A 23,359-nucleotide genomic window follows, 5' to 3' on the forward strand; every position below is an offset into this window, starting at 1 on the left:
CCCGTGGCCGTGGACTCGGCGTCGGTCGCCACCGACGGCGAAGCTGTACCCACGTCCCCCACGGCCCGTACCCTCGCATACCTCGCCGTGGTCCCCGGCTGGATCGCGGCGGGCGTCCTCACGATCGCGTTCTCGTTGGGGGTGACCGTTCCGCCCCGCTACCGGTGGATCCCGCTTGCGGTGAGCGTTCTCGTGATCGGGTTCCCCCACGGGGCCGTCGACCATCTGTTGGTCGCGCGGGTACGGACTGGAACGGGGCGCACTCGAGCCCTGACGCGCGTCGGCATCGGTTACGCCGTCCTCGGTGGCGGCTACGCGCTCGCGTGGTTCCTCGTTCCCCGCGTGGCGGTCGTGGCGTTCCTCCTTCTGACCGTCGTGCACTGGGGCACCGGCGATCTGTATCCCCTGATCGGGATCGTCGGCGTCGACCACCTCGGATCGTCGACCGCCCGCATCGCGACGGCAGCGGTCCGGGGAGCGGTCCCGATCCTCGTGCCGCTCGTCGCCTTTCCGGACCGGTTTCTGGCGGTCGTCTCGCTGCTTCTCGACCCGTTCCTCGAAACGTCGCCCGCGTGGCTCGACGCGCTCGTCGGGGTCCGGGCGCGTGCCGCGATCGCCGTGGCGGTGGGCGTGGTCATCCTCGTGACGCTCGCGTGCGGCGCGCGCAGCGCGGTGGCGGCCGATTCGGCATCCCGGAGTGATACTGTGACGACCGACACGACGACCGATGCGGCACCCCCTAACGGGACGACGGCGACGGGAACCGACGCCGGATCGCCGCGTCCCTCGGATGCCATCGTCCGACCCCGGACCGCGGTCGGCGGCTGGCTGCTCGACGCGAGCGAGACGCTGCTTTTATGTGCGTTCTTCCTGGCCGTCCCGCCGGTGTTGGCCGTCGGGACGTACTTCTGTCTCTGGCACTCGCTGCGTCACGTGGGGCGACTGCTCGCGCTCGACGAGCGCTCGAGCGCCGACCTCGCCGCCGGCCGGATCGGGCGGCCGCTGTGGCGGTTCGCTCGCGACGCTGCCCCGCTCACCGCCGGCGGCTTGCTCGTCGTTGTCGGACTGTTCCTCGCCGTTCCACGCCGCCCCGGAACGCCGGTCGAGTCGATCGCGGTGTATCTCGTCGCGATCGCCGTCCTGACGCTGCCCCACACGGCGATCGTGGCGTGGGCGGATCGGCAGCAGGGATTCGGTTGGTGACTGTGAGCCGGAATTCGGTTGGTGACTTGGAGCAGAGATTCGGTTGGTGATCGTGGACGGGAAATCCACGGTCGCGGACCCCGAGCCGTCGGACTCGACACGCTTTACATCCCGCGCTCACAACGACTCCGCAATGAGTACGCGGACCGCGACCGAGGAGCGAGCGGTCGTCATCGGGCTCGAGGTGCACGTGCAGCTCGAGACGGACACGAAGATCTTCTGCGGTTGCTCGACCGAGCCCGCCCCCGACGAGGAGCCGAACACCCGGACCTGCCCGGTCTGTCTGGGCCTGCCCGGCGCCCTGCCGGTGCTCAACGAGGGCGCCGTCGAGGCCGCCGTCAAGATCGGCAAGGCGCTCGAGGCCGACATCCCCGAGCGGACGACCTTCCACCGGAAGAACTACTACTACCCCGACCTCCCGAAGAACTTCCAGATCACCCAGTACGACGCCCCCATCTGTGCCGACGGCGAGCTCGAGGTCGCCGTCGAGGACTCGCGACGCACGATCGGTATCACCCGGGCACACCTCGAGGAGGACCCCGGTAGCCTCCAGCACGCCGGCGGCTCGATCGATACCGCGGACCACACGCTCGTCGACTACAACCGCGCCGGCACGCCGCTGGTGGAGATCGTCACCGAACCGGACTTCCGGTCGCCCGCCGAGACGCGCGCGTTCCTCGCGAAGCTCGAGGAGGTCCTCGAGTACCTCGGCGTCTTCGACGCGACCCGGGACGGCAGCCTTCGGGTCGACGCGAACGTCTCGCTCGTGCCGGGCGAGGCGGTCGCCGACGACGGCTCGGTTCCCGAGGACGCCCTCGCGGAGGCCAACCGCACCGAGGTGAAGAACATCTCCAGCCACAAGGGCGCCGAGAAGGCGCTCGCCTACGAGGTCACCCGCCAGCGGAACGCCCTGCGCCGCGGCCGCGCGGTCGACCAGGAGACGCGCCACTGGGACGAATCCCGCGGGATCACCGTCTCGATGCGCTCGAAGGAGGCCGAGAAGGACTACCGCTACTTCCGCGAGGCCGACCTGCCGCCCCTCGAGGTGAGCGACTGGCGGGAGTCGATCCCGATCCCCGAGCTGCCGGACGCCCGCCGCGAGCGCTTCCGGGCGGAGTACGGCCTCGACGCCGAGTCGGCCGACAAGCTCACCTCCCGGAAGGCGGTCGCCGACTTCTACGAGGACGTCGCCGACCGGTTCGACCCGGATCTGGCGGCCACCTGGGTCGCCGACAACCTCCTCGGGGAGCTCAACTATCGCGATATGGCGATCACCGACGTCGCCGACCGGCTCGAGGAGTTCGCCCGCCTGATCGAGCTGGTCGACGCCGGCGAGCTCACGACGAAGAACGCCGAGGAGGTCGTGCTCCGCGGTATGTTGGACGACGGCGACGACCCCGATACGATCGTCGAGCGCGAGGGGCTCGGCACGGCCGACACCGGCGAGGTTGAGGCCGCCGTCGCGGACGCGATCGACGACAACCCCGAGGCGGTCGCCGACTACCACGACGGCGACGAGGGCGCGATCAACTTCCTCGTCGGCCAGGTGATGCAGCGAACCGGCGGCTCAGCCGACCCCGGCGAGGTCAACGCGCTGCTCCGTGAGCGGCTCGACGAGTAGGGGACGGTGTGGTCAGTCGCTACGATCCGGCGTCTTGCCGGCGTGCCACCGATCCTGACCGGCACCTCGTTTATAAGTGATGCTCGGCTGCTGGACGGACATTTATAAGTAGATCGTGATGGTCGCCGATGGTCGACGGTGATCCCGGTTATCGACGGGCAACTCACCGTTCCTGCCTCGCTCAGTCGTCGTCGATCGGGACGACGTCGGCCTCGGCGGCGTCCGAGCCGTTTTCACCCTCGAGGACGCCCTCCCGCCAGGTCCCGCGCAGGAACCACGCGAGCCCGATCCCGAACGAGACCACGGCCGCGGCGGCGTAGCCCCACCAGAGCCCGACGACGCCCCAGTTGAGTCCGGTGTAGGTGAGGCCGATCACGGGGATCGTGACGGTTCCGAACGCGAGGACTGCGGCGAGCGGGATCCGGAATATCCATCGCGACAGCAGCGAGAGGACCATCGCGATCCGGGTGTCGCCCGCGCCGCGGAACGCGCCCTGCAGGACCATCAGGCCGCCGAAGAAGGCCCACGAGAGCGCGATGACCCGGAGGAAGACGACGCCCTCGGCGATCACGGCGGGGTCGTCGATGAACGCGCCGACCGCGGCGCCCGGGAGCAGCCACACGACGCCCCCGGCGACCGCCAGGAGGGCCATCGTCGCCGCCGTCGCGACGATCGTCACCCGGTGAGCGCGGTCCGGCGTCCCCGCGCCGAGGTTCTGGCCGACGCCGGTCGCGGTGGCCTGTCCGACGGCGCCCGAGACGGTCCAGGAGACGGACATCAGCCGGACGCCGATGCCGTAGGCCGCGGTGGCGACGGGGCCGAAGCGGGCGACGAGCGCGGCCATCGCCACCGCGGCGAACGACCGGGCCCAGCCGTCCAGCGTCGCCGGGTAGCCGACGTCGACGAGCCGCCGCAGGATCGCGGGATCCGGCCGGAGGTCGCGGGGATGCAGCTGGACGCCCCAGTCGCCACGAACGAGGACGTAGATCCCGATCGCCGCGGCGAAGAGCCGGGAGATGAACGTCGCGACCGCAGCCCCTCGGGTTCCCATCGCCGGGGCCGGGCCCCAGCCGAGGACGAGGAACGGGTCGATGACGATGTTGAGGCCGGCGGAGGCCGCGACGAGCCACATCGCCGTCTTGGTGTCGCCGGCGCCCTGCAGCGACGCGCGGAACGCGAAGAACAGGAACGTCAGCGGCAGCGCCGCGAGGATCACCTCGATGTACGCGAGCGACTCGACGAGCACCTGCCCGCGGGCCCCGATCCAGTACAGCAGCCAGTGGCGACCGAGGAACCCCGTGACCGCGAGGACGACCGAGACGACCGTCGCGAGCAGGCACGTCTGGGCGACGATCCGGTCGGCCTGCCGGTCGTTTCCGGCCCCGACGTGCTGGGAGACGAGGGCGATCGTCGCCGCGGTGACGCCCATCGCGGTCGAGACGAACATCCACGACAGCGGGAACATCAGCGAGACCGCCGCGACCGCCTCCGGGCTCACCCGCCCGACCCAGAACATGTCCGCGAGGTTGTACAGCGTCTGCAGCAGGTTCCCGAGCACGAGCGGCCAGGCCAGGGTGAACAGTCCGGGCGCGATCGGCCCCGCCGTCATATCAACGCGCGCGTCCTGGTTGGCCACGGGTCTCGCTCCGTCGATCGGATCGGCCGGCGAGCGTGTAGGTCTTGTGACTTCGTGGCGTGGGGCGATTCGGGATCGACCGCGGACAACGCGCTTTTACTCGCTCCGTTCCTTCGATCGGGTATGGACTGTCGGCGGTGTGGCACGCGGCTCGAGAAACCGGGGGACTACTGTCTCACCTGTAACACCGCCAACTGCGACGGCGTCGTCATCGAGTTCCGACCCGACCGCGCGGAGGTGACGATGCTCGAGGAGGACGCCGTCGTCGGCCGGACGACGGTCACCACGACGCCCGAGCGCGAGGACCCCGGCGAGCGCGGCGTCGTGCAGGTCCGGAACTTCGCCGGGCGCGTCGCCGACGAGGTTCGCCGGAAACGCCCCGAGACCGTCTATGCCGCCGGCGAGCGCGACCCCCTCCGGGAGGCGCGCGCGCAACTGCACTACGAGTTCTACCGCGTCCCCGAGGCGGGGCGTCGCGACGGCGCCGGGCTCGTCGAGTGGGTCCGCGAGCGGCGCGGGGAGCGCTCGCTCGCGGTCGTCGACGCCGCCCCCGCCGAGAAGATCGGCGGCACCCACTCGACGCTCATCGGCGGCCGGACCGGCCGGACGGCGATCCGGACGGTGGCCGAACACCCCCATGTCAAGAAGATCGTTCCGGGCCCGATCGACGCCGGGGGGACGGGCTCGCGAACCGGTCTCCGCGCGAAGGCGACCCGTGCGGATACGAACGGGAACGTTCGGCTCCTCCTCCGTGACGGTTCGAGCGTCCAGGAAAACCGCGTCGTGACGACCGCGATGGACCGGGAGACCGGCGAGCGCGTCCGCGAGGACCTGAACGAGGCGCTCGTCGAGGCCGAGCTTCGCGAGGCGTGAGTTCGGGTCGACCGCAACGGGCAGCCGGCCCGCCCCGGCTCACTCGAAGTACGCGGCGAGCCGCTCGGCCGCCTCGGTCGCCCGGGGGGTCACGAGCGCGAAGCGGATCCACTCCTCGCGGGCGGTTCCGAACGTCTCGCCGGGCATCCCGGCCACGCCGGCCTCGTCGATCAGCTGCTTGACGTTCGCCATCGTCCCGGGGAAGCCGTCGAACCGCGCGAGCACGTAGAAGCCGCCGTCGGGCGTCGTGTATTCCGCGCCGGCGGCCTCGAGGGCGTCGGTGAACGCGTCGATCCGGGCGGCCAGCAGCTCGCGGGAGGCCTCGAAGTACTCCGGACCGGTCGCCTGCAGCGCGTGGTGGACCGCGTACTGTGAGGGCGCGGGGCCGGTGACGTTGACGAGCATGTGGCGCGCCCGGAGGGAGTCGGCGTGTTCCGGCGGCGTGATCGCGTAGCCGACCCGGAAGCCGGTGATCGCCAGCGACTTCGAGAAGCCCCCGGTGACGATCCGGTTCGGGGAGTCGATCGCCAGGGCGCTCTCGAATCGCCCGGAATGGTCGAACCGGTCGTAGACCTCGTCGACGACGACGAGCGCGTCGTGTGCTTCCGCCAGTCGGACCACCTCGGCGACCGCGTCGGGGTCGTAGACCGCGCCGGTCGGGTTGTTCGGCGTGTTCAACACCACGAGCGCGGTCCGGTCGCTCATCGCCTCCCGGATCGCCGCGAGGTCGATGCCGCCGTCGCGGGCGGTCGGCACGAGCCGCTGGGTCCCGCCGAGCAGCTCGACCTTGCCGGGGTAGTAGGGGTAGACCGGGTCGAGCAGGATCGCCTCGTCGCCCGCGTCGCGCTCGAACGCGCGCGCCATCGCGAGGTAGTTCGCCTCGCCGGTGCCGACGGTGACGACCACCCGATCCGGGTCGACCCCTCGCCGCTCCGCGATCGCCTCGCGAAGCTCGGGGAGTCCGTCGCTGGCCGGGTACTGAAACGCCGCCGGATCGAGACCGGCGTACTTCCGGAGTGCGTCCCGAAGCGCCTGCGGGGGCTCCCAATCGGGATTGCCGCTCACCATATCGATGACGTCCCGATCCGCCGTCGCCGCGTACTGCATCACGCGAAAGAACTGCGGCTCCTCGTAGTCCATGGATGTCGATCGTCGCGGATCCCCGTGTGTGTTTCGCGATCGGTCGGCACGGATCTCCGGCTCGTGGAGCTCCGGTTCCGGCTCGTTGAGACCCGGGCCCCGGTCTGTTGGGATCCCCGTCCTATGGGAACAGCAGGTACACGAACGCCACGTAGGCGCCGAGGAGGATCGCGCCGTCGATCCGGGTGAGCCGTCGGCCGCGAAGCATCAGGGCGACGACGAGGAGGGTGAACGCGACGAGCGCGGGGAACTCGAAGGCCCGCACGCCGGCGGCGATCTCGACGGGCGTGATCACGGCGAGGACGCCGATCACGGCGAGGACGTTGTAGATGTTCGATCCGACGACGTTGCCCACGCTGAACTCGGCCTCCCCGCGGACCGCGGAGACGGCCGAGGCGGCGAGTTCGGGCAGCGAGGTCCCCAGCGCCAGCACGGTGAGGCCGATGAACAGCTCCGAGAACCCGGCGGCGGCGAGCAGCCCCTGCCCGCCGTCGATGAGCCAGCTGGAGCCGGCAAGCAGCGCGATCAGCCCGCCGACGATGTAGCCGACGTCGAGGAGAGCCGGATCCGGCATCCGGTCGCGCTCGGCCGCGGAGATGGACGCCTGGGTCCGTTGAATGCGCCGCAGAACGACCCAGGTGAACGCGACCAGTGCCGCGAGCAGCACGACGCCGTCGACCGCGTCCAGCCGTCCGTCGAACCCGAGCCCGACGAGCAGGAGCGCGGCGAGGATCATAAACGGGACGTGGCTCTTCAGCACGGTCTCGGTCACGTCCAGCGGCCGGATGAGCGCCGAGACGCCGAGCACGAGCCCGATGTTGGCCACGTTCGATCCGAGGATCGCCCCGAGGCCGATGTCGGTCGAGACGGTGAACGCCCCCACGAGCGTGACGAACAGCTCCGGAGTGGTCGTCGCGAACGCGACCACCGTGACGCCGACCGTCGAGGCGCGCAGGCCGAAGCCCAACGCGAGCTCGGCGGCGCCCTTCACCAGCAGCTCCGCGCCGGCGTACAGCAGGGCGATCCCGGCCGCCAACAGCAACACGTCGACGATCGGCGCGGCGAGTGGCACGCGTCCCCCTTCCGGCAGGGACGGCAAAACCGCGTCGGTCCGGACCGCGTGATCGACTGCCGTCGACCCGCGGCTTTTTGCTCCCTGCGACGTCCCTGTCGGTATGGACGTCTACGGCCTGATCGGCAACCCGGTCGAGCACTCGCTGTCGCCGCCGCTGCACGAGGCGGCCTACCAGGAGCTGGGGATCGACGCACGATACGTCACCTTCGAACCCGCTCCCGACGCGGTCGGGCAGGCGATCGACGGCGCGGCCGCGCTCGGCGTCAGCGGGCTCAACGTGACGATCCCGTTCAAACGGGACGTCCTCGAGCACGTGCGGACCGACGACCTCGCCGAGCGCATCGGCGCGGTGAACACCATCGACTTCGGTCCGGCTGGCGGCGATGGGAACGAAACGGCCGACGACGCCCGGTCCCGACACCGATCCGACGACACACGGCCCCGACCGCGGGGCTACAACACCGACGCGGCCGGCGTCCAGCGCGCCTTCGCCCACCACGACGTGCCGCTTTCGGGCACGGACGCCGTCGTCGTCGGTGCCGGCGGGGCGGGGCGCGCCGCCGCGTTCGCGCTCGCCGACGCCGGCGCGCGCGTCCATATCGCCAACCGGACTGCCGAGCGCGCTCGCTCGCTCGCCGAGGCGGTTCCGGACGCCGCCGGAGGCGGGCTCGACACCCTCCCCGACCGCGTCCCGACCGCCGACGTGCTCGTCAACGCGACGAGCGTCGGGATGGAGTCGGACGAGACGCCGGTCGACGCTGACCTGCTGCACGCCGACCTCGCCGTCCTCGACGCCGTCTACTCGCCGATCGAGACGCGGCTCCTCCGGGAGGCGGCCGCCGCCGGCGCGACGACGATCGACGGCGCGTGGATGCTGCTGTTCCAGGGCGTCGAAGCGTTCGAGATCTGGACCGGCCGGGACGCGCCGGTCGACGCGATGAACGAGGCGCTCCGGGACGAACTGGAGTGAGGACGACGACGTATCAAAACCGGAACCGAATGCGTTGCGTTCCACGTTGCCGTTCGTCACGGTTTCCGTCGGCTCACTCAACGGGCCGCCGGGTCCGGTGGATCCACAGCGCACACGCGAGGGCCGCGAGGCCGGCAACCGTGGCGATCCCGAACGCGACGCGATAGCCCACGAAGGAGTAGACGGGCGTGCCGCCGACCGTCTTGCCGGTCCAGAACACGTCGAGCGCCGCGCCCATCACGGCAGGCACGACGGCGGCTCCGAAGTAGCCGACGCTGTTTATCGCCCCGCTCACCGTTCCGCTCACCTCGTCGAGGTGCCGTCGACGCCCGACGGGGAACACGAGCGAGCTCCCGCCGTTGACGAACATGGCCGCGAAGAAGAGGACGCCGACGAGAACGAGCGGCGGCGTCCCGAGGGCCGTGATGGTGCCGTAGACGAGACAGAACACGAGCGTCGAGACCAACACCAGCACGGTGTCAGCGTCGGCCTGGTCCGCGACCCAGCCGAACAGCGGTGACCCGACGAGGAGACCGACGTTCCCTGCAAGGACGTACAGCGAGGCGCGTGCGACGGAGAGGTCGTAGAGATGAACGAGGTACGGGACGCCCCACAGGCCGATGACGGTGAAGTTGACGCCGAGGATCAGAAAGTGGAGCACGCCGAGAACCCACACGTTCGGGCCACCGAGGACGGACCGCAAGTCGGCACGGAGTGACGTGGCTGCGTCGTGGTCGTCCGGTTCCGCTGACCCATCGTCCGGTTCCGCTGACCCATCGTCCGGTTCCGCCGACCCATCGGTCGACGCCACCGACTCATCGGCCGACGCTGCCGATTCGCCGACGGGGTTGGCCGGTCGGTCGCGGACCACCAGGAAGATGCCGAGGGCGCTGACGACGCAGCACGCCCCGACGGCGATCATCGATGCTCGCCATCCGGCGACGGACGCCGCGAGGGCGAGCGGCGTCGTCGCGACGATGCCGCCGAGCGCCGAGACGCCGATGGTCATCCCGGTCACGGTGGCGTACTCGTCCGCCCGGAACCACGTCACGGCGAACCGAAGAATGGCGAGGAAGATGACGCTCCCGCCGAGGCCGACGAGTGCGCGGGCGAGAAAGCCGACGAGGAACGAGTCACTCGTCGCGAACGCGACGGCACCGAGGCCCATCACGAACGTGCCTGCCCCCGCCACGCGGCGCGGGCCGTATCGGTCCGCGAGCAGCCCGGCGGGCAACTGCATCGCGGCGTAGAGGTAGAAGAACGACGAGTGGAGCAGCCCGAGTTCCGTCGCCGTGACGTCGAACGCGAGCGTCAGCGACTCCGCCAACACCGCCGTCGAGACGCGGGTGAAACTCATCAGCACGTAGCCGAACGCGAGAACGCCCCACATCAGCCACCGGACGCGTCGCGCGTCGAGCCGCGTCAGCACCTTCGCAGTCCCGTCGCCGTTCATATATACTGGATATCGCCCTATTATAAATAACCATCTCGAACTGTATACGTTTTAGAGACGTATTACTGGCTATTGTCCTATTTTTATAGGGAATATTGGTTTAAATACAAATTCATCGGCGGTCACGACGAATACCCCGGGGCGTGACCCCGAGGCGATTCACGTACTTAGTACGTTTCGACATCGACGCCGAGGCGTTCGAAGTCCTCCACGTTTCGAGTGAGAACGGGCTCCTCTACGACGTCGGCGGTCGAACCAATGATCACGTCACCGTCACCGACGGGCGATCCGTTGTTCTGCAACTCTCCTGAGAGCCGTCCTGCTTTCCGCATAACGGCGGTATCTGCGGGATGAATCGGTTTCGATGCAAGGACCTGCTCCACCTTCTCCCGTTCAGTTTCGGTAGTGGATGCGCGGGCAATGCCATAATACAACTCAAAAAGCGTCATCGAAGAGAGGCGTTGCTGAACGAGGTCATTCTCCAATTTCTCCGCCTTCTTGATGGCGTCCTCGTCGCCATTCATCAGATCGATGAGAAAGGATGTATCAAGCAGCACGTCACGCTCCCCGCATCCGGTCCGCGACCTCCTCGAGTTCGTTCGCGCGGCGTTCACGACGGTCATCGATGGCATCACGGAGTGCGTCGGCTTCCTCGTCGCTTAGAATCCCTGCGATTTCCAGAAGCGATCGCTCACCGGCCAGCCGAAGCACGACTTCGGAGAACGTCTCGTCCTCTGCTTTATGAGCCGCAAGGCGATCGTAGGCCTCCTCCGAGAGGCGAATGCTTTTCGACATATGCATACAGTTGTATGCACTCTCCCAAATGCTTTTCTTTGGACGTTCTTTTTAAGTGACTCTCGCCAGTAGTTCAGGTCTTTATAAATACTCCCGGACGATCCGGGCGGCCTCGACGGCGTCGCCGGCGAGAACGTAGACGATCGGCTCGACGCCGACGGCGCCGGTCTGGTAGATCACGACCGGCGACTCGCCCGTCCAGCCGTCGAGGGCGTTCCGGACGGCCTCGGCGGAGGGGGCCTCGGCGTCGAACTCCACGGTCGGATGGTCCTCGCCGAGCGCCGCGAGGAGATCCGGGTCGTACCGGAGGTTGACCGCCCCGCGGACGGGAGCGCCGGCCGCCCGCGCCGCGAGCAGCACGGTGGCGACGTGTTCGCTCACGCCGAACTCGGGATCGCCGGGGACCATCGTGGATCCCTTGACGTCGACGAGCCGGCCCGGGATCGCGGCGACGTCGTCGATCGTCTCCGCGTCGGGAAGGGCCTCGGCGACGTTCGCGCCGACGTTCGGGATGAGCGCCGCGAAGCCGGAGGCGTTCCGCAGCGTGCGGAGCCCGCGCCGGACCGACGCGAGCACGCGCTCGCGCTCCCGAAGCGCGTTGTCGGGGTCGTGGACCGCGAACTCGACGTCTGCGTCCGCCAGTGCCGGCATCGCCTCCTCGTGGAGCTCCGCGAGCAGGTCGCCCGCCTCCAGCCGACGGATCAGGATCTCGATCTCCACGAGCGCCGCGACGCGGCTCATGTCGCCGGTCGCGAGCCCCTCCCCCACCCTATCCACGAGATCCCGAACGCGCTCGTCGGCGACGATCCGGTCGTGGCGAGCGACCTCGCCGTGGGCGTACTTCGAGACCGCCGACTGGGAGATGCCAAGCGCCTCGGCGACCTCGTGTTGGGTCAGGCCGCGGTCGCGGAGGTCCGCTGCGAGCATCGACCGGACGGTCGGGAGGAACTCCTCGACCACTACCTCCTCGATGAATCGCATGGCGTTACGCCTCCCCGGCACCGCCGCTCTCGCCGGCGTCCGCATCATCGTCGTCGTCGAACTCCGGATCGCTGCCGATCCGGGAGGCCTGCGGCCCGTCCTGGTTCTGGTACTTCGAGCCGCGCTCCTCGCCGTAGGGGCGGTCGGCGGGCGTGGTCAGCTCGGTGAAGGTGAGCTGTGAGACGCGCATCCCGGGCGAGAGCGCGACCGGCGCGGTCCCGAGGTTCGACAGCTCGAGGGTGATCTGGCCCTCGTATCCGGGGTCCGCCAACCCGGCGGTCGCGTGGACGACGATCGCCAGCCGCCCGAGCGAGGACCGCCCCTCGACGTGCGCGACGAGGTCGTCGGGGATCGCCACGCGCTCCTTGGTCGTTCCGAGGACGAAGTCGCCGGGATGGAGGACGAACTCCTCGCCCTCCTCGACGAAGGTCTCGGTGACGTATTCGCCCACCTCGTCGGCGCTGGCCGGGTGGATGCAGGGGATGTTCGCGCGCTGGAACTCGAGGAACCGCTCGCCGAGCCGGAGGTCGACGCTTGCGGGCTGGACCTGCTGGTCGAGGTCGTCGATCGGCTCGATGGCGAGGTCGCCGTCCTCGAGGCGGCGGAGGATGTCGACGTCCGAGAGTATCATACCGGTACCACGGATCGCCGTAACCTTAATGCTCGGAAATCGCGCGAGCGTTCAGGCCGCGACCAGCAACGCGACGACGGCGACGACGCCCGCCACGGTCCCGGCCGCGAGCGTGGAGACGTCGTGTCGCTCCGCGATCCCGCCCCGAAGGATCCACCACTGCCAGGCGATCGTGACGGCGGAGACCGCGAGCAGCGGCGTCTCGATCCCGGCGAAGGCGGCGAGCAGCTCGTCCCGAAAGGCCTCGGGGGAGGCGGCGTCGATCGTCGCGGTCTCGATCGCGTGGTAGATCGCCGCGATCCCCACGACCAGCCGGAGCAGCTCGGGGACGAGCGCCCACGCCGCCACCGTCAGCGAGTCGCCGATCGTTCCCTCGCCGCCGGCGACGCGGGCGCCGACGTGAACGGCGCCGGCGGCCAGCAGCCACCAGATCCCGACGCCGAGGAAGCCGTAGTGGAGGAATCCGGCTGTCGCCTCCCGAAGCATCGACCCGAGGTCGCGTTCGATCTGTGCCGGCTCCTGGCACGCGTCGTACATCGGCGAGTCGGCGTCCGCGCCCAGCTGCTCGCAGACCCAGTCGTCGGGGCGGTCGGGGTTGTCCATCGTGACCGTCGCGTCGATGGTCGCGTCGAAGACGGCGCCGAGCGCGAGGATGCCGGCGGTGAGCGCGAGCGCGACCAGGAGGACGACGACGAGCCCGACCGCGAGGGAGTCGCCGTACGGGGACGAACTGAAAAACCGGCGCGGCCTGAGAAGGGCAGTGCGAACCGTGTCGAGGCCGGATCGAACCGCTGTGAGGGCGGAGCGGGCGCTGGCGAGCAGCGCACGCACGTCGCGCTGGAGGGACACGGATCGCGTTTCTCGAAACGCGCTTATAAATCCGTGGCCGCGAAGGAAGGAGTATGAAACAGGCGATCGTCGCGCGGGCGGATCTCAACATGGGCGAGGGGAAACTGGCCGCACAGGTCGCACACGCCTCGCTGTCGGCCTACGAGGACGCGGGCCGCAAGGCGCGCAAGCGGTGGAAGGGCAGCGGACAGAAGAAGGTCGTCCTCCGGGGCGACTCCGAGAGCCAGCTCTTCGAGCTCGCCGATAAGGCCGAGCGGAAGGGGCTCCCGTACGCCATCGTCCGCGACGCCGGTCACACCGAGCTCGAGCCCGGAACCGTCAGCGCGCTCGCGGTCGGCCCGGGCTCGGAGGAGCTGGTCGACCGGGTCACCGGCGACCTCCCCTTGTACTGACCGATGCGCGAGGCACATCCCCTCGAGCGGGCGGTCGGGATCGACCGCTACGTCTCGGAGACGGACGGGATCGGCGGCCGGCTCCGCGTCTCGCCCGAGGACTTCCGCGTTCGCGAGCTGGAGGCCTTCGACGCCGAACCGATCGGCGACGGGAGCGACGCCGGATCGAACGACGATTGCACGGCTCCCGATCGGGGCGCGTACCCCGAGCTCGTGATCCGCGTCCGGCTGTTCGACTGGGACACGAACGACTTCGCCCGCCGGCTCTCGGACGCGCTCGGGATCAGCCGCGAGCGCGTCTCCTGGGCCGGCACGAAGGACAAACGCGCCGTGACGACCCAGCTGATGACCGTCCGCGACGCGGACCCCGAGGCGGTCCGCGAGGTCGCAAGCGGGATCGACGGCGCGTCGATCGAGGTCGTCGGCGTCGCCGGCCGGCCGATCTCCTTCGGCGATCTGGCCGGCAACGCCTTCGAGATCCGGGTTCGGGAGCCGGACGCCGGCGGTGCCGAGCAAGCCGGTGCGGCTCCACCGGAGGAGCGGGCCGCGGCGATCGCCGACGAGCTGCGCGCGTTTGCGACCGGCGCGTCGGACCCGACGGCGGTCGATCCGGACGACCCCGCCGCGGTTCCGAACTACTTCGGCCAGCAGCGCTTCGGAAGCGTCCGACCGGTCACCCACCGGGTCGGCCTGGCGATCGTCCGCGGCGAGTGGCGCGAGGCCGTTCGGGTCTACGTCGGGAACCCCTCCGACGCCGAACCGGCGGACACCCGCGAGGCGCGGGCGGTCGTCGACGAGCAGTTCGCGAGCGACTCGCCCGACTGGGAGGCCTGTCTCGACCGAATGCCCGGTCGGCTTCGGTTCGAGCGCGCGATGTTACACCGGCTGACGGAGCCGACGCCCGAGGAATACGAGACCCCCGCCGAAACCGACGGCGCGGCTGCTTCCGGCGGCCGCTGGCGACACGCGCTCGAGGCGGTTCCCTCGAACCTCCAGCGGCTGTTCGTGAACGCCGCCCAGTCGGCGCTGTTCAACCGGATCCTGAGCGAGCGGCTCGAGCGCGGACTCCCGTTCCACGAGCCGGTCGCCGGCGACGTCGTCTGTTTCGCGGACGACGAGGCGCCGGAGGAGCTGTACGCCCCCGACGTCGACCGGCTCCAGCGCGTCACCGAGGACCGCGTGCCGGTGTTGCGGCGCCACTGTGCCAGACGCCGGGCGTTCGTCACCGCGCCCCTGATCGGGACCGGGACCGAACTCGCCGACGGCGAGCCCGGAGAGATCGAGCGTGAGGTCCTCGCGGACGCCGGAATCGAGCCGGCGGACTTCTCGCTGCCCGGAGAGTTCGACTCGACCGGGACCCGCCGGGCGATCCTCGTGACGACGGACCTCTCGGTCTCCGAGGACCTCGAGTTCGCGTTCGCGCTGCCCAGCGGGAGCTACGCGACCGTCCTGTTGCGGGAGTTCCTGAAGACGGGGCCGCTCGATCTCTGAGACGGGTCCGGGCGCTTCGACGGCCACGCGGCCACGCGGCCGCGGCGGAATCGATCGTCGAGATGGGTGAACGGTATTTAAGGATCCGGCGATCGTACCGTGGTTATGGAGATCATTCCTGCGGCGGTGTGGACGCTCCACGTCGCCTTCGCGGCCCTGTGGACCGGCAGCGTGCTGTTCGTGTCGGCGACGGTGGTGCCCGCGGCCTCGACCGCGACGATCGGGACCGACGCGATCGCGTCGATCGTCGGTCGGCTGCAGCTGGTGACGCGGCTGTCGGCGGTCGTGCTGTTCGTGACCGGCGGCCATATGGCCGGGACGACCTACACGATCGAGCGGCTGACCGGCACCGGGAGCGGCCACCTCGTGTTGACGATGCTCGGCCTCTGGTTCGTGCTCGCGGCGCTCGTCGAGATCGGCTCGAAAAAACTGTTGTCGGGCGTGTCGACCGACAAGCTGCGCGAACCGGCCCGCGACGCCCGCCCGTTCTTCCTGGCTGCGGCGGCCGTCTCCGTCCTCCTGCTCGTCACGGCCGGACTGCTCGCGAGCAACGTCGTCGCGTGACCGACTGACCTAGTCGTCGGCCGGCGCAGGCGAGGAGAACCCGACGTCCGCGGCGTCGACGCCGAGCTCGTCGATGGCGGACTGGGCGGCGCGCTTGCCGGAGACCAGCATCGCGCCGAAGGTCGGTCCCATTCGCGGGAGACCGTAGGCCGTCGCGACCGACATCCCGGTGGCGATCAGGCCGTCGTGGACGACGCCGGTGTGGTCGACGACGGCGTCCTCGCTCTCGGAGACCCACATCGAGTCGTGGCCGGGCGAGTCGTGGCCGGGCGCGCCGTACTGGTCGTCGCCGGTCGCGTCCATCCCGGTGTTGTGCTCCTTGGCGTGTTCGATGCCGGGCGCCTCGAAGACGCCGCGCTCGTCGAGCTTGCTGATCGCGACCGCCTCGTGGCCCGTCGCGTCGATGACGAGGTCGGACTCGACCGCGATCGGGTCGACGCAGGTGATCTCGCGGGGCAGCGCGTGGACCGGCGTCCAGTTCATCACGATGCCGCCGACGCGGTGGTCGTCGCGGACCACGATGTCGGTGAACTCCGTCATGTTCTGGATCTTCGCGCCGGCGTCGCAGGCCGCCTTGATCAGCCCGGAACAGGCCTCGGGGCCGTTCGAGACGTAGAGGCCCTCGGCCTCCTCGGTGGGCTCGTAGTCGACGTCGAGCTCCTCGAGGATCTCCTGGGCCGGGTCCCGGACGGTCACCTTGTTCATCAGGAAGCCGCCGAGCCAGAAGCCGCCGCCGAGGTAGTTGTTCTTCTCGACGACCATCACCTTCACGCCGCGCTCGGCCAGCTCCTTGGCGGCCATCAGCCCGGAGGGACCGCCGCCGACGATGATCACCTCGGACTCGGTGAACTCCTGGAACTCCTCGCTCCAGGCGTTGCCGATCGCCTTGGTCACGTTCGCCTCGCTCACGTCGCTGAACGAATCGAAGTCGTTCATACAACTAATGAATATTCTCGAGTTGTATTAGGGGTTGTGGTCGGAGACGCGCCGGTCGTCGGTCGGACCGTCCGATCGGGTCGAGGTCCCGACCGCGGGGGAAACGCTTGAGTCGGTCCCACTCCGAGCATCGGGCGATGAACAAACGCGGTCACGTGCTCAACGCGCTGTTGCTCGCGGTCGGCGTCGGATTCGTGCTGGAGCCGGCCGTCGACCGGAACACGGCGATCAAGATCGCGCAGGTCACCGTGCCGATCGTCCTGGGGGCGCTGTTTCCGGACGTCGACACCGCCTTCGGGAAACACCGGAAGACGCTGCACAGCCTCACCGTGCTCGGGATCGTGGCCGCGTACCCGATCGTCTTCGACAATCTCCAGTACGTCTGGGTCGGCGTTCTCACCCACTACGTCCTCGATCTCGTCGGGAGCCGGCGCGGGATCGCGCTGTTCCACCCGCTGTCGAGCTCGGAGTTCTCCCTGCCGTTCGGCGTCACGACCTCAAGCGACTACGCCGACCTCGTCACGGTGATCATCACCGCCCTCGAGATCGCCGCCTTCTGGGCGGTCCACACCTACGTCGTCGACCTGAACGTCGACGTCGCGACCGTCTCGCAGGCCATCGGGGTCTAGCGGTCGGCACGTCTCGCGGCCGCCCGGCACACGCCGCCCTCGCCGGCGTTCCCGGTCGGGGATCAGTACACCGCGACGTCGTCGAACCGGCCCTCGTAGAAGACGCTGCGCGGGTTCGTCGGGTCGTCGCCCGAGAGGAACAGCCGGTCGAGCCGCTTCCAGGTGTTCTCGTAGGCGAGGTGGCCGTACTCGATCGCGCCCCGAATCCGGTGCTCGAGCCCGGAGCGGTGAACGACTCGACGGGGCGCGTCCGATTTAAACGCCTCGACGAGGGCCGCTGCCGTCTCCAGCTCGTCCGCGAAGGCGGTCCAGGCCTCGCCGACGGTTGCCCGGAGATGGGCGTAGGAGCTGCCGAGCCCCGGCAGCTCGAGCTTGCGGGCGACGCGGCGCGCCCGCCGGTTCTGGTGGGGCAACAGCTTCGCGTTGTACGTCTCGACCGCGTCGATCCGGTCGCGGTGTGCGTCGAGCTCCGGGCGGGTGAGCGAGACGGTCGCGAACGTCGGGTGGGGAACGAGGATCGCCGCGTCCTGGCGCTCGAGCTCCGCCATCGCCCCCTCGAAGGTGATGAAGTCCGGGATCGGATCGGAGAGTCCGAGCGCGAGGAGGTGGCGGCGGTTCCGCCAGTCGCCAGTGAAGACCTCGCGGGCGGGGACGACGAGCAGCTCGTCGTCGGAGAACCGCTCGGCCCGCTCGCGAACCGTCGGCAGCCGCTCGAAGTGCGGCGCGTAGACGATCGCGTCGAGCCCGCGCGCCTTCGCGCGCTCGACGACGGTCTCGTCGAGTACCTTCACGTGGGCGTCGACCCGGGTCCCGGTGTGTGGCACGTTCGGCACGTCGGGCGTCCCCCAGCAAATGCGTGTCGTTCCCCGCCGGCCTCGACCGCGGGGATGCGGTTCGCTGTGGCCGGTGGGGCCGGAACGGCTGCAGGGGAAAACGGTTAATGCGGCCCGGGCCGTCCGTCCACGTATGCCCGGCTGGACGTGCGGAATCAGCGGATGTCGCGCCGCCTTCGACGACGTCGAGTCGGCGATCGTTCACCAGACGACCGAGCACCAGCGACACGAGTGTAAGGTCTGCGGGACCGTCATCCCGGACGGCTACTTCGCGATCCGGCACGCGTTCGACGAGCACACCCGCGCCGAGTACGTCCGCGCGTACGACGCCGACTCGGAGGACGTCCGCGAGCGCGAGCGGATCAAGGAGACGGTCGAGTCGACCGCCGACCTCCAGTCGGTCGTCGACCGGATCAACGGCTGATTCGGAGCCGGTTTCCCGGCTCGGGGTTCCGGCTGGTTTCGACGCGCCCGCGGTTCGGGATCGACGCCTATTCAATCGCGACCCGCCGATGGTCACCCAGTGATCGCGATCGTCGTCAGCCGCGCGGACCGCGCGTCGGAACACATCGGCGACCGGCTCCTGGAGATCGGCGAGTGGGGCGCGTTCGTGGATGACTCGCGCCCCGACGCCGACGGCGGCGGGACGGTTCACCGCCGCCCGGGCGCGGAGCTGCGAACGTTCGAGGACCTCCACATTTATCTCGACGACCCGTCACCCGCGTTCGGGACCGTCACATCGGTGGCCGACGGAACGGACGGATCGGCAACCAGCCACGCCGGGGACCGCGATCCTGACCTCCTCGCGGACCGCGAGCCCGACCTCCTCGTCTTCGTCTCCCGCCACGCCGGCGACACCGGACCGCTGTTGACCGCTCACTTCACCGGAAACTTCGGACCCGCCGAGTACGGCGGGGACGACGGCGCGTTCGCGCGCGCCGCGCCGGCCGCCCAGAAGCGGCTGGTCGCCGGGTTCGCCGAGCACGCTCCGGCCGAGTACGACGTCGGGATCGAGTGCACCCACCACGGCCCCAGCGGGACCGCGGTCCCCTCGCTGTTCGCCGAACTGGGGTCGGGCGACGAGCAGTGGGATGACCCGGCGGGCGCTCGCGCCGTCGCACGCGCCGTCTCGGACCTGATCGACGACCACGTCGCTGCCCAGTCGGTTGATACGAACGACCCTGTCGACCCGGCCAATCTCGTCGGAACCGACGGGAAGACCCGTCACGTTGTCGGGTTCGGCGGCGGACACTATGCGCCGCGGTTCACCCGCATCGTCGAGGAGACGGCGTGGGGCGTCGGCCACATCGGCTCCGACTGGCAGCTCGCGGAGCTGGGATCCCCGGCCGAGAACGCCGCCGTCGTCGACCGCGCCTTCGCGGCCAGCGCCGCCGAGTACGCCGTCATCGAGGGCGATCGACCGACCCTCCGGGAGACGATCGACGACCTCGGCTACCGCGTGGTCGGCGAGACGTGGGTTCGGGAGGTCGGCGACCGCCCGCTGGCGCTCGTCGAACGCCTCGAGGCGGATGTCGCGCCCGTCGCGGACGGGCTGCGATTCGGCGACGTCGTCCCGACGGCTTCCGACGCGTTCGCCGTCAGGGAGCTTCCCGCGGACCTGCTCTCGCGGGCACAGGGGATCGACCACGACGCGACGAGGACGGCCGTCGAGCGACACACGGTCGCCTTCGAGACGGAGGAATCGGGAACGCGGGCGGCCGGGTCGGCCGCCTTCGCGACCGACGGCTCCGGATCGACGGAGAGCGATTCCGATTCCGGCGCCGGCGAGTACGACGCCCTGGTCCGGGCGCTCGCCGACGTGCTCCGGGAGGGCTTCCGCGACGTGACGGTCGCCGCGGACGCGGTCGTCGCGAGCGAGCGGGCCTTCGATCCCGGACTCGCGGCCGACCACGGCGTTCCCGAGGGACCGAAGTTCGGCCGGCTCGCGGCCGGGGAGCCCGTCGACGTCGACGGTCGGACCGTGACCCCAGAGGACGTCACCCGGGAGCGGGACGTTCGGTTCCCGCGGTGACGGCCGGATCGTCGCCGCATACGATGGTCGTCGCCGCATACGATGGTCGTCGCCGCACGTGATCATCGGCTCGAACGCGGTCGATCCGCCGAGAACACCCGTTTCGGCGTCTGACGGGAGTCTGACGAATGGGGAAAGGTAATTAACCTCGCTGTATAACCCTTCGCCAAGATGGACTCTATCGTTGAGGACGCGATCGACGAGGCCGAGGAGTCCGGATCCGCGGGATCCGGCGAGATCGGCGAGGCGGACGCGAACGGGGGATCGAGCGCCGGCGGGGGATCGAGCGCCGGCGGAGCGCCACAGACCGGAATGATGACCGACGACGAGCTGCAGGACGTCCTCCAGGACCTGCAGACGAACATCACCGTGGTCGGCTGCGGCGGCGCGGGCGGCAACACCGTCAACCGGATGACCGAGGAGGGGATCCACGGCGCGAAGCTCGTCGCGGCCAACACGGACGTCCAGCACCTCGTGAACATCGAGGCGGACACGAAGATCCTGATGGGCCAGCAGAAGACCCAGGGTCGCGGCGCCGGGTCGCTCCCGCAGGTCGGCGAGGAGGCCGCCATCGAGTCCCAGGAGGAGATCTACGACGCGATCGAGGGCTCGGACATGGTCTTCGTCACGGCCGGCCTCGGCGGCGGGACCGGAACCGGCTCCGCGCCGGTGGTCGCGAAGGCCGCCCGCGAGTCCGGCGCGCTCACGATCGCGATCGTCACGACGCCCTTTACCGCCGAGGGCGAGGTCCGCCGGACCAACGCCGAGGCGGGCCTCGAGCGCCTCCGCGACGTCGCCGACACCGTCATCGTCGTCCCCAACGACCGGCTCCTCGACGCCGTCGGCAAGCTCCCCGTCCGGCAGGCGTTCAAGGTCTCCGACGAGGTCCTGATGCGCTCGGTGAAGGGGATCACGGAGCTCATCACCAAGCCCGGGCTCGTCAACCTCGACTTCGCCGACGTTCGCACCGTGATGGAGAAGGGCGGGGTCGCGATGATCGGCCTCGGCGAGTCCGATTCCGACTCGAAGGCGCAGGACTCAGTGAAGTCGGCCCTGCGGTCGCCGCTGCTCGACGTCGACATCTCCGGGGCCAACTCCGCGCTCGTGAACGTCACCGGCGGCTCGGACATGAGCATCGAGGAGGCCGAGGGCGTCGTCGAGGAGATCTACGACCGGATCGACCCCGACGCGCGGATCATCTGGGGCACCTCCGTCGACGAGGAGATCGACGGTCAGATGCGGACGATGATCGTCGTCACCGGCGTCGAGTCGCCCCAGATATACGGCCGGAACGGCGAGGAGGCGCCCCAGCCGCAGGGCGTCGACCAGCCGGCCGAGGGGGGCGCCGTCGAGGACCCGACCGACGACATCGACTACGTCGAGTAGGGCGATCGAGATCGCCGACGTCGAGTAGCAACCATCCCGAACGTTCCCATCCGGGACCGTCTTCCGTCACTTTGACCGTCCGACAGTCCGATTGACCGTCCGACAGTCCGATTGACCGTCCGACAGTCCGATTGACCGTCCGGCAGTCCGATTCGGACTCGTTCGAGTTCTCCCGGTATCACCTGACGTGACGGGGCTGCTCCGCGCCTTCCGTCGGGGCACACATCACAAGGTAAAAAACGCCCCGTCGTGTACGCTCTTCCAATATGGACGTTCCCTACGACCTCAACAGCTACATTCGGGTGCTGAAGCTGGCGAGTACCCCCTCCACGGAGGAGTTCCTGCAGGTGTCGAAGATCGCCGGCGCCGGCATCCTCCTCATCGGGTTCCTCGGCTTCCTGATCTACATGATCATGAGCCTGCTGCCGGGGGTCGGCGTCTGATGTCGTCGATCTTCGCGGTCAAGACGACCGCGAGCCAGGAGCGGACGGTCGCGGACATGCTCGCCGAAAAGGAGATGCCGGAGATCCACGCGGTCCTCGCGCCCGACCAGCTCACGAGCTACGTGATGGTCGAGGCCGACGACGGCAGCGTCTTCGCCCGCGTCCTCGACGAGATCCCCCACGCCCGCGGGGTCATCTCCGGCTCCGACGGTCCGGCCGAGAGCGGCTTCTCGGAGGTCGAACACTTCCTCTCGCCGACCCCCGACGTGGAGGGGATCGCCGAGGGCGACATCGTCGAACTCATCGCCGGCCCGTTCAAGGGCGAGAAGGCCCGCGTTCAGCGGATCGACGAGGGGAAGGACCAGGTGACCGTCGAGCTCTACGAGGCGACCGTCCCCATCCCGGTGACGGTCCGCGGCGACCAGATCCGCGTGCTGGACAGCGACGAGCGATAGCGACCCACCGCTGACCATCGTTCCCGGCTCCCGGCTCTCGGCGCCCCTGGCCCCCGACGCTTGACCGTTCCCGGATCTCGCCACTTGACTGTTCCTGGCTCCCGACGCTTGACCGTTCCCGACTCTCGACTCTTGGCCGTCCGGGCTCCCGCCTCTCGACCGCCGGACGGTTCGAACGACGATTCGCCGGTGCCTTTTAACTGTTCACCGTGCATACCGAACCAGTATGGCACTCCTACAGAAGCTCAAGGAAAAGCTCGGCATCGGCGGGACGTCGACGTCGGACCGAACCGACACCGAGGTGACGGTCGAGCACGACCCCGACGGGACGGTCGAGCACGACCCCGACGGGACCGCGGCGGGTGACGATCAGGGCGCCGCGGCCGAGACGGACGCGGCCGCCTCGACGGAGACGCTCGTCGACGAGGACGCCGCCGTGGCTCCCGAGGAGGCGGCCGAGCCGGCCGAGGCCGCCGGTCCGGACGCGCAGGACCGCGAGCCGGAGGACGAGGATGCCGACGCCGAGGCGGACGCCGGGAGCCCGGACGCTGACGTGAGCGGCGGGAGCGAGGACGCTGACGTGGCCGCCGCCGAGGGCGTCTCGGACGAGGACGCGGATGAGAGCACGCCGACCGACGACGCCGACGGCGCCTCCGGCACGCCGGTCGAGACGATCAAGGGCATCGGACCCGCCTACGCCGAGCGGCTCGCCGAGATCGGGATCGACTCCGTCGAGGATCTTGCCGACGCGGACGCCGCGGCGGTCGGCGAGAAGGCCAGCGTCGGGGAATCTCGGGCGGCGACCTGGATCGAGCGCGCGAACGAGGCCTGACCCGGCTCGATGGCTCCGGTCCGACTCGAACACGCAGCGGATGGGCGTCAACGCCTCGAGGTCAAGCCCCGTGGCATCCGCCTCGCTATTCTGTGAAGACGCGTCGGACCGTGAGCGTCTCGCAACGTTCAAACCGCCC

At 69.7% G+C, this 23,359-nt stretch carries 25 protein-coding genes; 14 read left to right on the forward strand and 11 right to left on the reverse strand.

Annotated features, from left to right (window positions below):
• The first annotated feature begins 3 nt into the window (after nt 1-3).
• Nucleotides 4-1,203 carry a Brp/Blh family beta-carotene 15,15'-dioxygenase gene (locus BLV25_RS08090; RefSeq protein ID WP_092732063.1) on the forward strand — a complete coding sequence of 400 codons (1,200 nt, stop codon included), beginning with the start codon at nt 4-6 and terminating at the stop codon, nt 1,201-1,203.
• 133 nt (nt 1,204-1,336) lie between these two features.
• On the forward strand, nt 1,337-2,824 hold the full coding sequence (gene gatB, locus BLV25_RS08095) for an Asp-tRNA(Asn)/Glu-tRNA(Gln) amidotransferase subunit GatB (RefSeq protein WP_092732066.1): 1,488 nt from the start codon (nt 1,337-1,339) through the stop codon (nt 2,822-2,824).
• Nucleotides 2,825-3,005: 181 nt separating this feature from the next.
• Here gatB and BLV25_RS08100 read toward each other — a convergent pair whose 3' ends face one another.
• Nucleotides 3,006-4,433 carry an MATE family efflux transporter gene (locus tag BLV25_RS08100; protein ID WP_092732069.1) on the reverse strand — a complete coding sequence of 476 codons (1,428 nt, stop codon included), beginning with the start codon at nt 4,431-4,433 and terminating at the stop codon, nt 3,006-3,008.
• Nucleotides 4,434-4,583: 150 nt separating this feature from the next.
• On the opposite strand from BLV25_RS08100, the gene BLV25_RS08105 reads away from it, so the two are divergent.
• Nucleotides 4,584-5,333 (forward strand): DUF2103 domain-containing protein, encoded by a 750-nt coding sequence (locus tag BLV25_RS08105; protein WP_039400306.1) that lies wholly within the window; start codon nt 4,584-4,586, stop codon nt 5,331-5,333.
• Between the two features lie 39 nt (nt 5,334-5,372).
• Here the strand turns inward: BLV25_RS08105 and BLV25_RS08110 are convergent, their stop codons facing one another.
• Both BLV25_RS08110 and BLV25_RS08115 read right to left on the reverse strand, forming a co-directional pair.
• On the reverse strand, nt 5,373-6,473 hold the full coding sequence (locus BLV25_RS08110) for a pyridoxal phosphate-dependent aminotransferase (protein WP_092732072.1): 1,101 nt from the start codon (nt 6,471-6,473) through the stop codon (nt 5,373-5,375).
• Nucleotides 6,474-6,594: 121 nt separating this feature from the next.
• Nucleotides 6,595-7,545 carry a calcium/sodium antiporter gene (locus BLV25_RS08115; RefSeq protein ID WP_021073461.1) on the reverse strand — a complete coding sequence of 317 codons (951 nt, stop codon included), beginning with the start codon at nt 7,543-7,545 and terminating at the stop codon, nt 6,595-6,597.
• A gap of 103 nt (nt 7,546-7,648) precedes the next feature.
• On the opposite strand from BLV25_RS08115, the gene BLV25_RS08120 reads away from it, so the two are divergent.
• Complete coding sequence (locus BLV25_RS08120; RefSeq protein WP_092732075.1) at nt 7,649-8,518, forward strand: shikimate dehydrogenase family protein; 870 nt, start codon at nt 7,649-7,651, stop codon at nt 8,516-8,518.
• Between the two features lie 73 nt (nt 8,519-8,591).
• Here BLV25_RS08120 and BLV25_RS08125 read toward each other — a convergent pair whose 3' ends face one another.
• The 6 genes from BLV25_RS08125 to BLV25_RS08150 form a co-directional block, all read right to left on the reverse strand.
• On the reverse strand, nt 8,592-9,971 hold the full coding sequence (locus BLV25_RS08125) for an MFS transporter (protein WP_092732078.1): 1,380 nt from the start codon (nt 9,969-9,971) through the stop codon (nt 8,592-8,594).
• Nucleotides 9,972-10,138: 167 nt separating this feature from the next.
• Nucleotides 10,139-10,594 (reverse strand): type II toxin-antitoxin system VapC family toxin, encoded by a 456-nt coding sequence (locus BLV25_RS08130; RefSeq protein ID WP_256335678.1) that lies wholly within the window; start codon nt 10,592-10,594, stop codon nt 10,139-10,141.
• Nucleotides 10,530-10,766 carry an antitoxin VapB family protein gene (locus tag BLV25_RS08135; RefSeq protein WP_021075196.1) on the reverse strand — a complete coding sequence of 79 codons (237 nt, stop codon included), beginning with the start codon at nt 10,764-10,766 and terminating at the stop codon, nt 10,530-10,532. Before BLV25_RS08135 ends, BLV25_RS08130 begins: the two co-directional genes overlap by 65 nt.
• Before the next feature lie 81 nt (nt 10,767-10,847).
• A complete protein-coding gene (locus BLV25_RS08140; RefSeq protein WP_092732084.1) occupies nt 10,848-11,747 on the reverse strand; it encodes a thiamine-phosphate synthase family protein in 900 nt (299 codons plus the stop codon).
• 4 nt (nt 11,748-11,751) lie between these two features.
• On the reverse strand, nt 11,752-12,378 hold the full coding sequence (dcd, locus tag BLV25_RS08145; RefSeq protein ID WP_092732087.1) for a dCTP deaminase: 627 nt from the start codon (nt 12,376-12,378) through the stop codon (nt 11,752-11,754).
• Nucleotides 12,379-12,429: 51 nt separating this feature from the next.
• Entirely contained in the window at nt 12,430-13,227 is a 798-nt protein-coding gene (locus BLV25_RS08150) for a Yip1 family protein (protein ID WP_256335679.1), read from the reverse strand.
• A gap of 53 nt (nt 13,228-13,280) precedes the next feature.
• On the opposite strand from BLV25_RS08150, the gene pth2 reads away from it, so the two are divergent.
• The 3 genes from pth2 to BLV25_RS08165 all read left to right on the forward strand — a co-directional run bounded on the left by pth2 (nt 13,281) and on the right by BLV25_RS08165 (nt 15,674).
• Complete coding sequence (gene pth2 / locus BLV25_RS08155) at nt 13,281-13,619, forward strand: peptidyl-tRNA hydrolase Pth2 (RefSeq protein WP_021075192.1); 339 nt, start codon at nt 13,281-13,283, stop codon at nt 13,617-13,619.
• Between the two features lie 3 nt (nt 13,620-13,622).
• Nucleotides 13,623-15,110: a tRNA pseudouridine(13) synthase TruD gene (gene truD, locus BLV25_RS08160; protein ID WP_092732090.1), complete on the forward strand. Its 1,488-nt coding sequence runs from the start codon at nt 13,623-13,625 to the stop codon at nt 15,108-15,110.
• Between the two features lie 105 nt (nt 15,111-15,215).
• On the forward strand, nt 15,216-15,674 hold the full coding sequence (locus BLV25_RS08165) for a transporter (RefSeq protein WP_092732093.1): 459 nt from the start codon (nt 15,216-15,218) through the stop codon (nt 15,672-15,674).
• A gap of 9 nt (nt 15,675-15,683) precedes the next feature.
• Here BLV25_RS08165 and BLV25_RS08170 read toward each other — a convergent pair whose 3' ends face one another.
• Complete coding sequence (locus BLV25_RS08170) at nt 15,684-16,610, reverse strand: sulfide-dependent adenosine diphosphate thiazole synthase (protein ID WP_021075188.1); 927 nt, start codon at nt 16,608-16,610, stop codon at nt 15,684-15,686.
• A 137-nt stretch (nt 16,611-16,747) separates the two neighbouring features.
• Here BLV25_RS08170 and BLV25_RS08175 point away from each other — a divergent pair, with 137 nt between their 5' ends.
• Complete coding sequence (locus tag BLV25_RS08175; RefSeq protein ID WP_021075187.1) at nt 16,748-17,239, forward strand: metal-dependent hydrolase; 492 nt, start codon at nt 16,748-16,750, stop codon at nt 17,237-17,239.
• Between the two features lie 62 nt (nt 17,240-17,301).
• Here the strand turns inward: BLV25_RS08175 and BLV25_RS08180 are convergent, their stop codons facing one another.
• Nucleotides 17,302-18,063, reverse strand: coding sequence for a PHP-associated domain-containing protein (locus BLV25_RS08180; protein ID WP_039400326.1), 762 nt, complete (start codon nt 18,061-18,063; stop codon nt 17,302-17,304).
• 142 nt (nt 18,064-18,205) lie between these two features.
• On the opposite strand from BLV25_RS08180, the gene BLV25_RS08185 reads away from it, so the two are divergent.
• The 6 genes from BLV25_RS08185 (at nt 18,206) to BLV25_RS08210 (ending at nt 23,220) form a co-directional block, all read left to right on the forward strand.
• The gene (locus BLV25_RS08185) at nt 18,206-18,496 is read left to right on the forward strand and encodes a DUF7565 family protein (protein WP_021075185.1); all 291 of its coding nucleotides are present in this window, start codon (nt 18,206-18,208) and stop codon (nt 18,494-18,496) included.
• A 99-nt stretch (nt 18,497-18,595) separates the two neighbouring features.
• Nucleotides 18,596-20,104, forward strand: coding sequence for a D-aminoacyl-tRNA deacylase (locus BLV25_RS08190; protein WP_092732096.1), 1,509 nt, complete (start codon nt 18,596-18,598; stop codon nt 20,102-20,104).
• A 171-nt stretch (nt 20,105-20,275) separates the two neighbouring features.
• Nucleotides 20,276-21,490: a cell division protein FtsZ gene (gene ftsZ / locus BLV25_RS08195; protein ID WP_021075182.1), complete on the forward strand. Its 1,215-nt coding sequence runs from the start codon at nt 20,276-20,278 to the stop codon at nt 21,488-21,490.
• 266 nt (nt 21,491-21,756) lie between these two features.
• Entirely contained in the window at nt 21,757-21,933 is a 177-nt protein-coding gene (locus BLV25_RS08200; RefSeq protein WP_021075181.1) for a protein translocase SEC61 complex subunit gamma, read from the forward strand.
• Nucleotides 21,933-22,388, forward strand: a complete 456-nt coding sequence (locus BLV25_RS08205) for a transcription elongation factor Spt5 (RefSeq protein WP_021075180.1) — start codon at nt 21,933-21,935, stop codon at nt 22,386-22,388. The genes BLV25_RS08200 and BLV25_RS08205 overlap by 1 nt, the downstream gene beginning before the upstream one ends.
• Nucleotides 22,389-22,614: 226 nt before the next feature.
• Complete coding sequence (locus tag BLV25_RS08210) at nt 22,615-23,220, forward strand: helix-hairpin-helix domain-containing protein (RefSeq protein ID WP_092732098.1); 606 nt, start codon at nt 22,615-22,617, stop codon at nt 23,218-23,220.
• Nucleotides 23,221-23,359 lie beyond the last annotated feature (139 nt).

Origin of the sequence: Halopenitus persicus (assembly GCF_900107205.1) — an archaeon.
GTDB lineage: Archaea > Halobacteriota > Halobacteria > Halobacteriales > Haloferacaceae > Halopenitus > Halopenitus persicus.

Excerpts from the sequence above, each read along its gene's own strand:
- ftsZ (WP_021075182.1), top strand. The coding sequence starts at position 20,276 with ATGGACTCTATCGTTGAGGACGCGATCGACGAGGCCGAGGAGTCCGGA.
- BLV25_RS08100 (WP_092732069.1), bottom strand. The coding sequence starts at position 4,433 with ATGACGGCGGGGCCGATCGCGCCCGGACTGTTCACCCTGGCCTGGCCG.
- BLV25_RS08130 (WP_256335678.1), bottom strand. The coding sequence starts at position 10,594 with ATGACCGTCGTGAACGCCGCGCGAACGAACTCGAGGAGGTCGCGGACC.
- BLV25_RS08205 (WP_021075180.1), top strand. The coding sequence starts at position 21,933 with ATGTCGTCGATCTTCGCGGTCAAGACGACCGCGAGCCAGGAGCGGACG.
- BLV25_RS08200 (WP_021075181.1), top strand. The coding sequence starts at position 21,757 with ATGGACGTTCCCTACGACCTCAACAGCTACATTCGGGTGCTGAAGCTG.
- BLV25_RS08135 (WP_021075196.1), bottom strand. The coding sequence starts at position 10,766 with ATGTCGAAAAGCATTCGCCTCTCGGAGGAGGCCTACGATCGCCTTGCG.
- BLV25_RS08140 (WP_092732084.1), bottom strand. The coding sequence starts at position 11,747 with ATGCGATTCATCGAGGAGGTAGTGGTCGAGGAGTTCCTCCCGACCGTC.
- BLV25_RS08175 (WP_021075187.1), top strand. The coding sequence starts at position 16,748 with ATGAACAAACGCGGTCACGTGCTCAACGCGCTGTTGCTCGCGGTCGGC.
- dcd (WP_092732087.1), bottom strand. The coding sequence starts at position 12,378 with ATGATACTCTCGGACGTCGACATCCTCCGCCGCCTCGAGGACGGCGAC.
- gatB (WP_092732066.1), top strand. The coding sequence starts at position 1,337 with ATGAGTACGCGGACCGCGACCGAGGAGCGAGCGGTCGTCATCGGGCTC.
- BLV25_RS08125 (WP_092732078.1), bottom strand. The coding sequence starts at position 9,971 with ATGAACGGCGACGGGACTGCGAAGGTGCTGACGCGGCTCGACGCGCGA.
- BLV25_RS08105 (WP_039400306.1), top strand. The coding sequence starts at position 4,584 with ATGGACTGTCGGCGGTGTGGCACGCGGCTCGAGAAACCGGGGGACTAC.
- truD (WP_092732090.1), top strand. The coding sequence starts at position 13,623 with ATGCGCGAGGCACATCCCCTCGAGCGGGCGGTCGGGATCGACCGCTAC.
- BLV25_RS08120 (WP_092732075.1), top strand. The coding sequence starts at position 7,649 with ATGGACGTCTACGGCCTGATCGGCAACCCGGTCGAGCACTCGCTGTCG.
- BLV25_RS08170 (WP_021075188.1), bottom strand. The coding sequence starts at position 16,610 with ATGAACGACTTCGATTCGTTCAGCGACGTGAGCGAGGCGAACGTGACC.
- BLV25_RS08110 (WP_092732072.1), bottom strand. The coding sequence starts at position 6,473 with ATGGACTACGAGGAGCCGCAGTTCTTTCGCGTGATGCAGTACGCGGCG.
- pth2 (WP_021075192.1), top strand. The coding sequence starts at position 13,281 with ATGAAACAGGCGATCGTCGCGCGGGCGGATCTCAACATGGGCGAGGGG.
- BLV25_RS08210 (WP_092732098.1), top strand. The coding sequence starts at position 22,615 with ATGGCACTCCTACAGAAGCTCAAGGAAAAGCTCGGCATCGGCGGGACG.
- BLV25_RS08185 (WP_021075185.1), top strand. The coding sequence starts at position 18,206 with ATGCCCGGCTGGACGTGCGGAATCAGCGGATGTCGCGCCGCCTTCGAC.
- BLV25_RS08165 (WP_092732093.1), top strand. The coding sequence starts at position 15,216 with ATGGAGATCATTCCTGCGGCGGTGTGGACGCTCCACGTCGCCTTCGCG.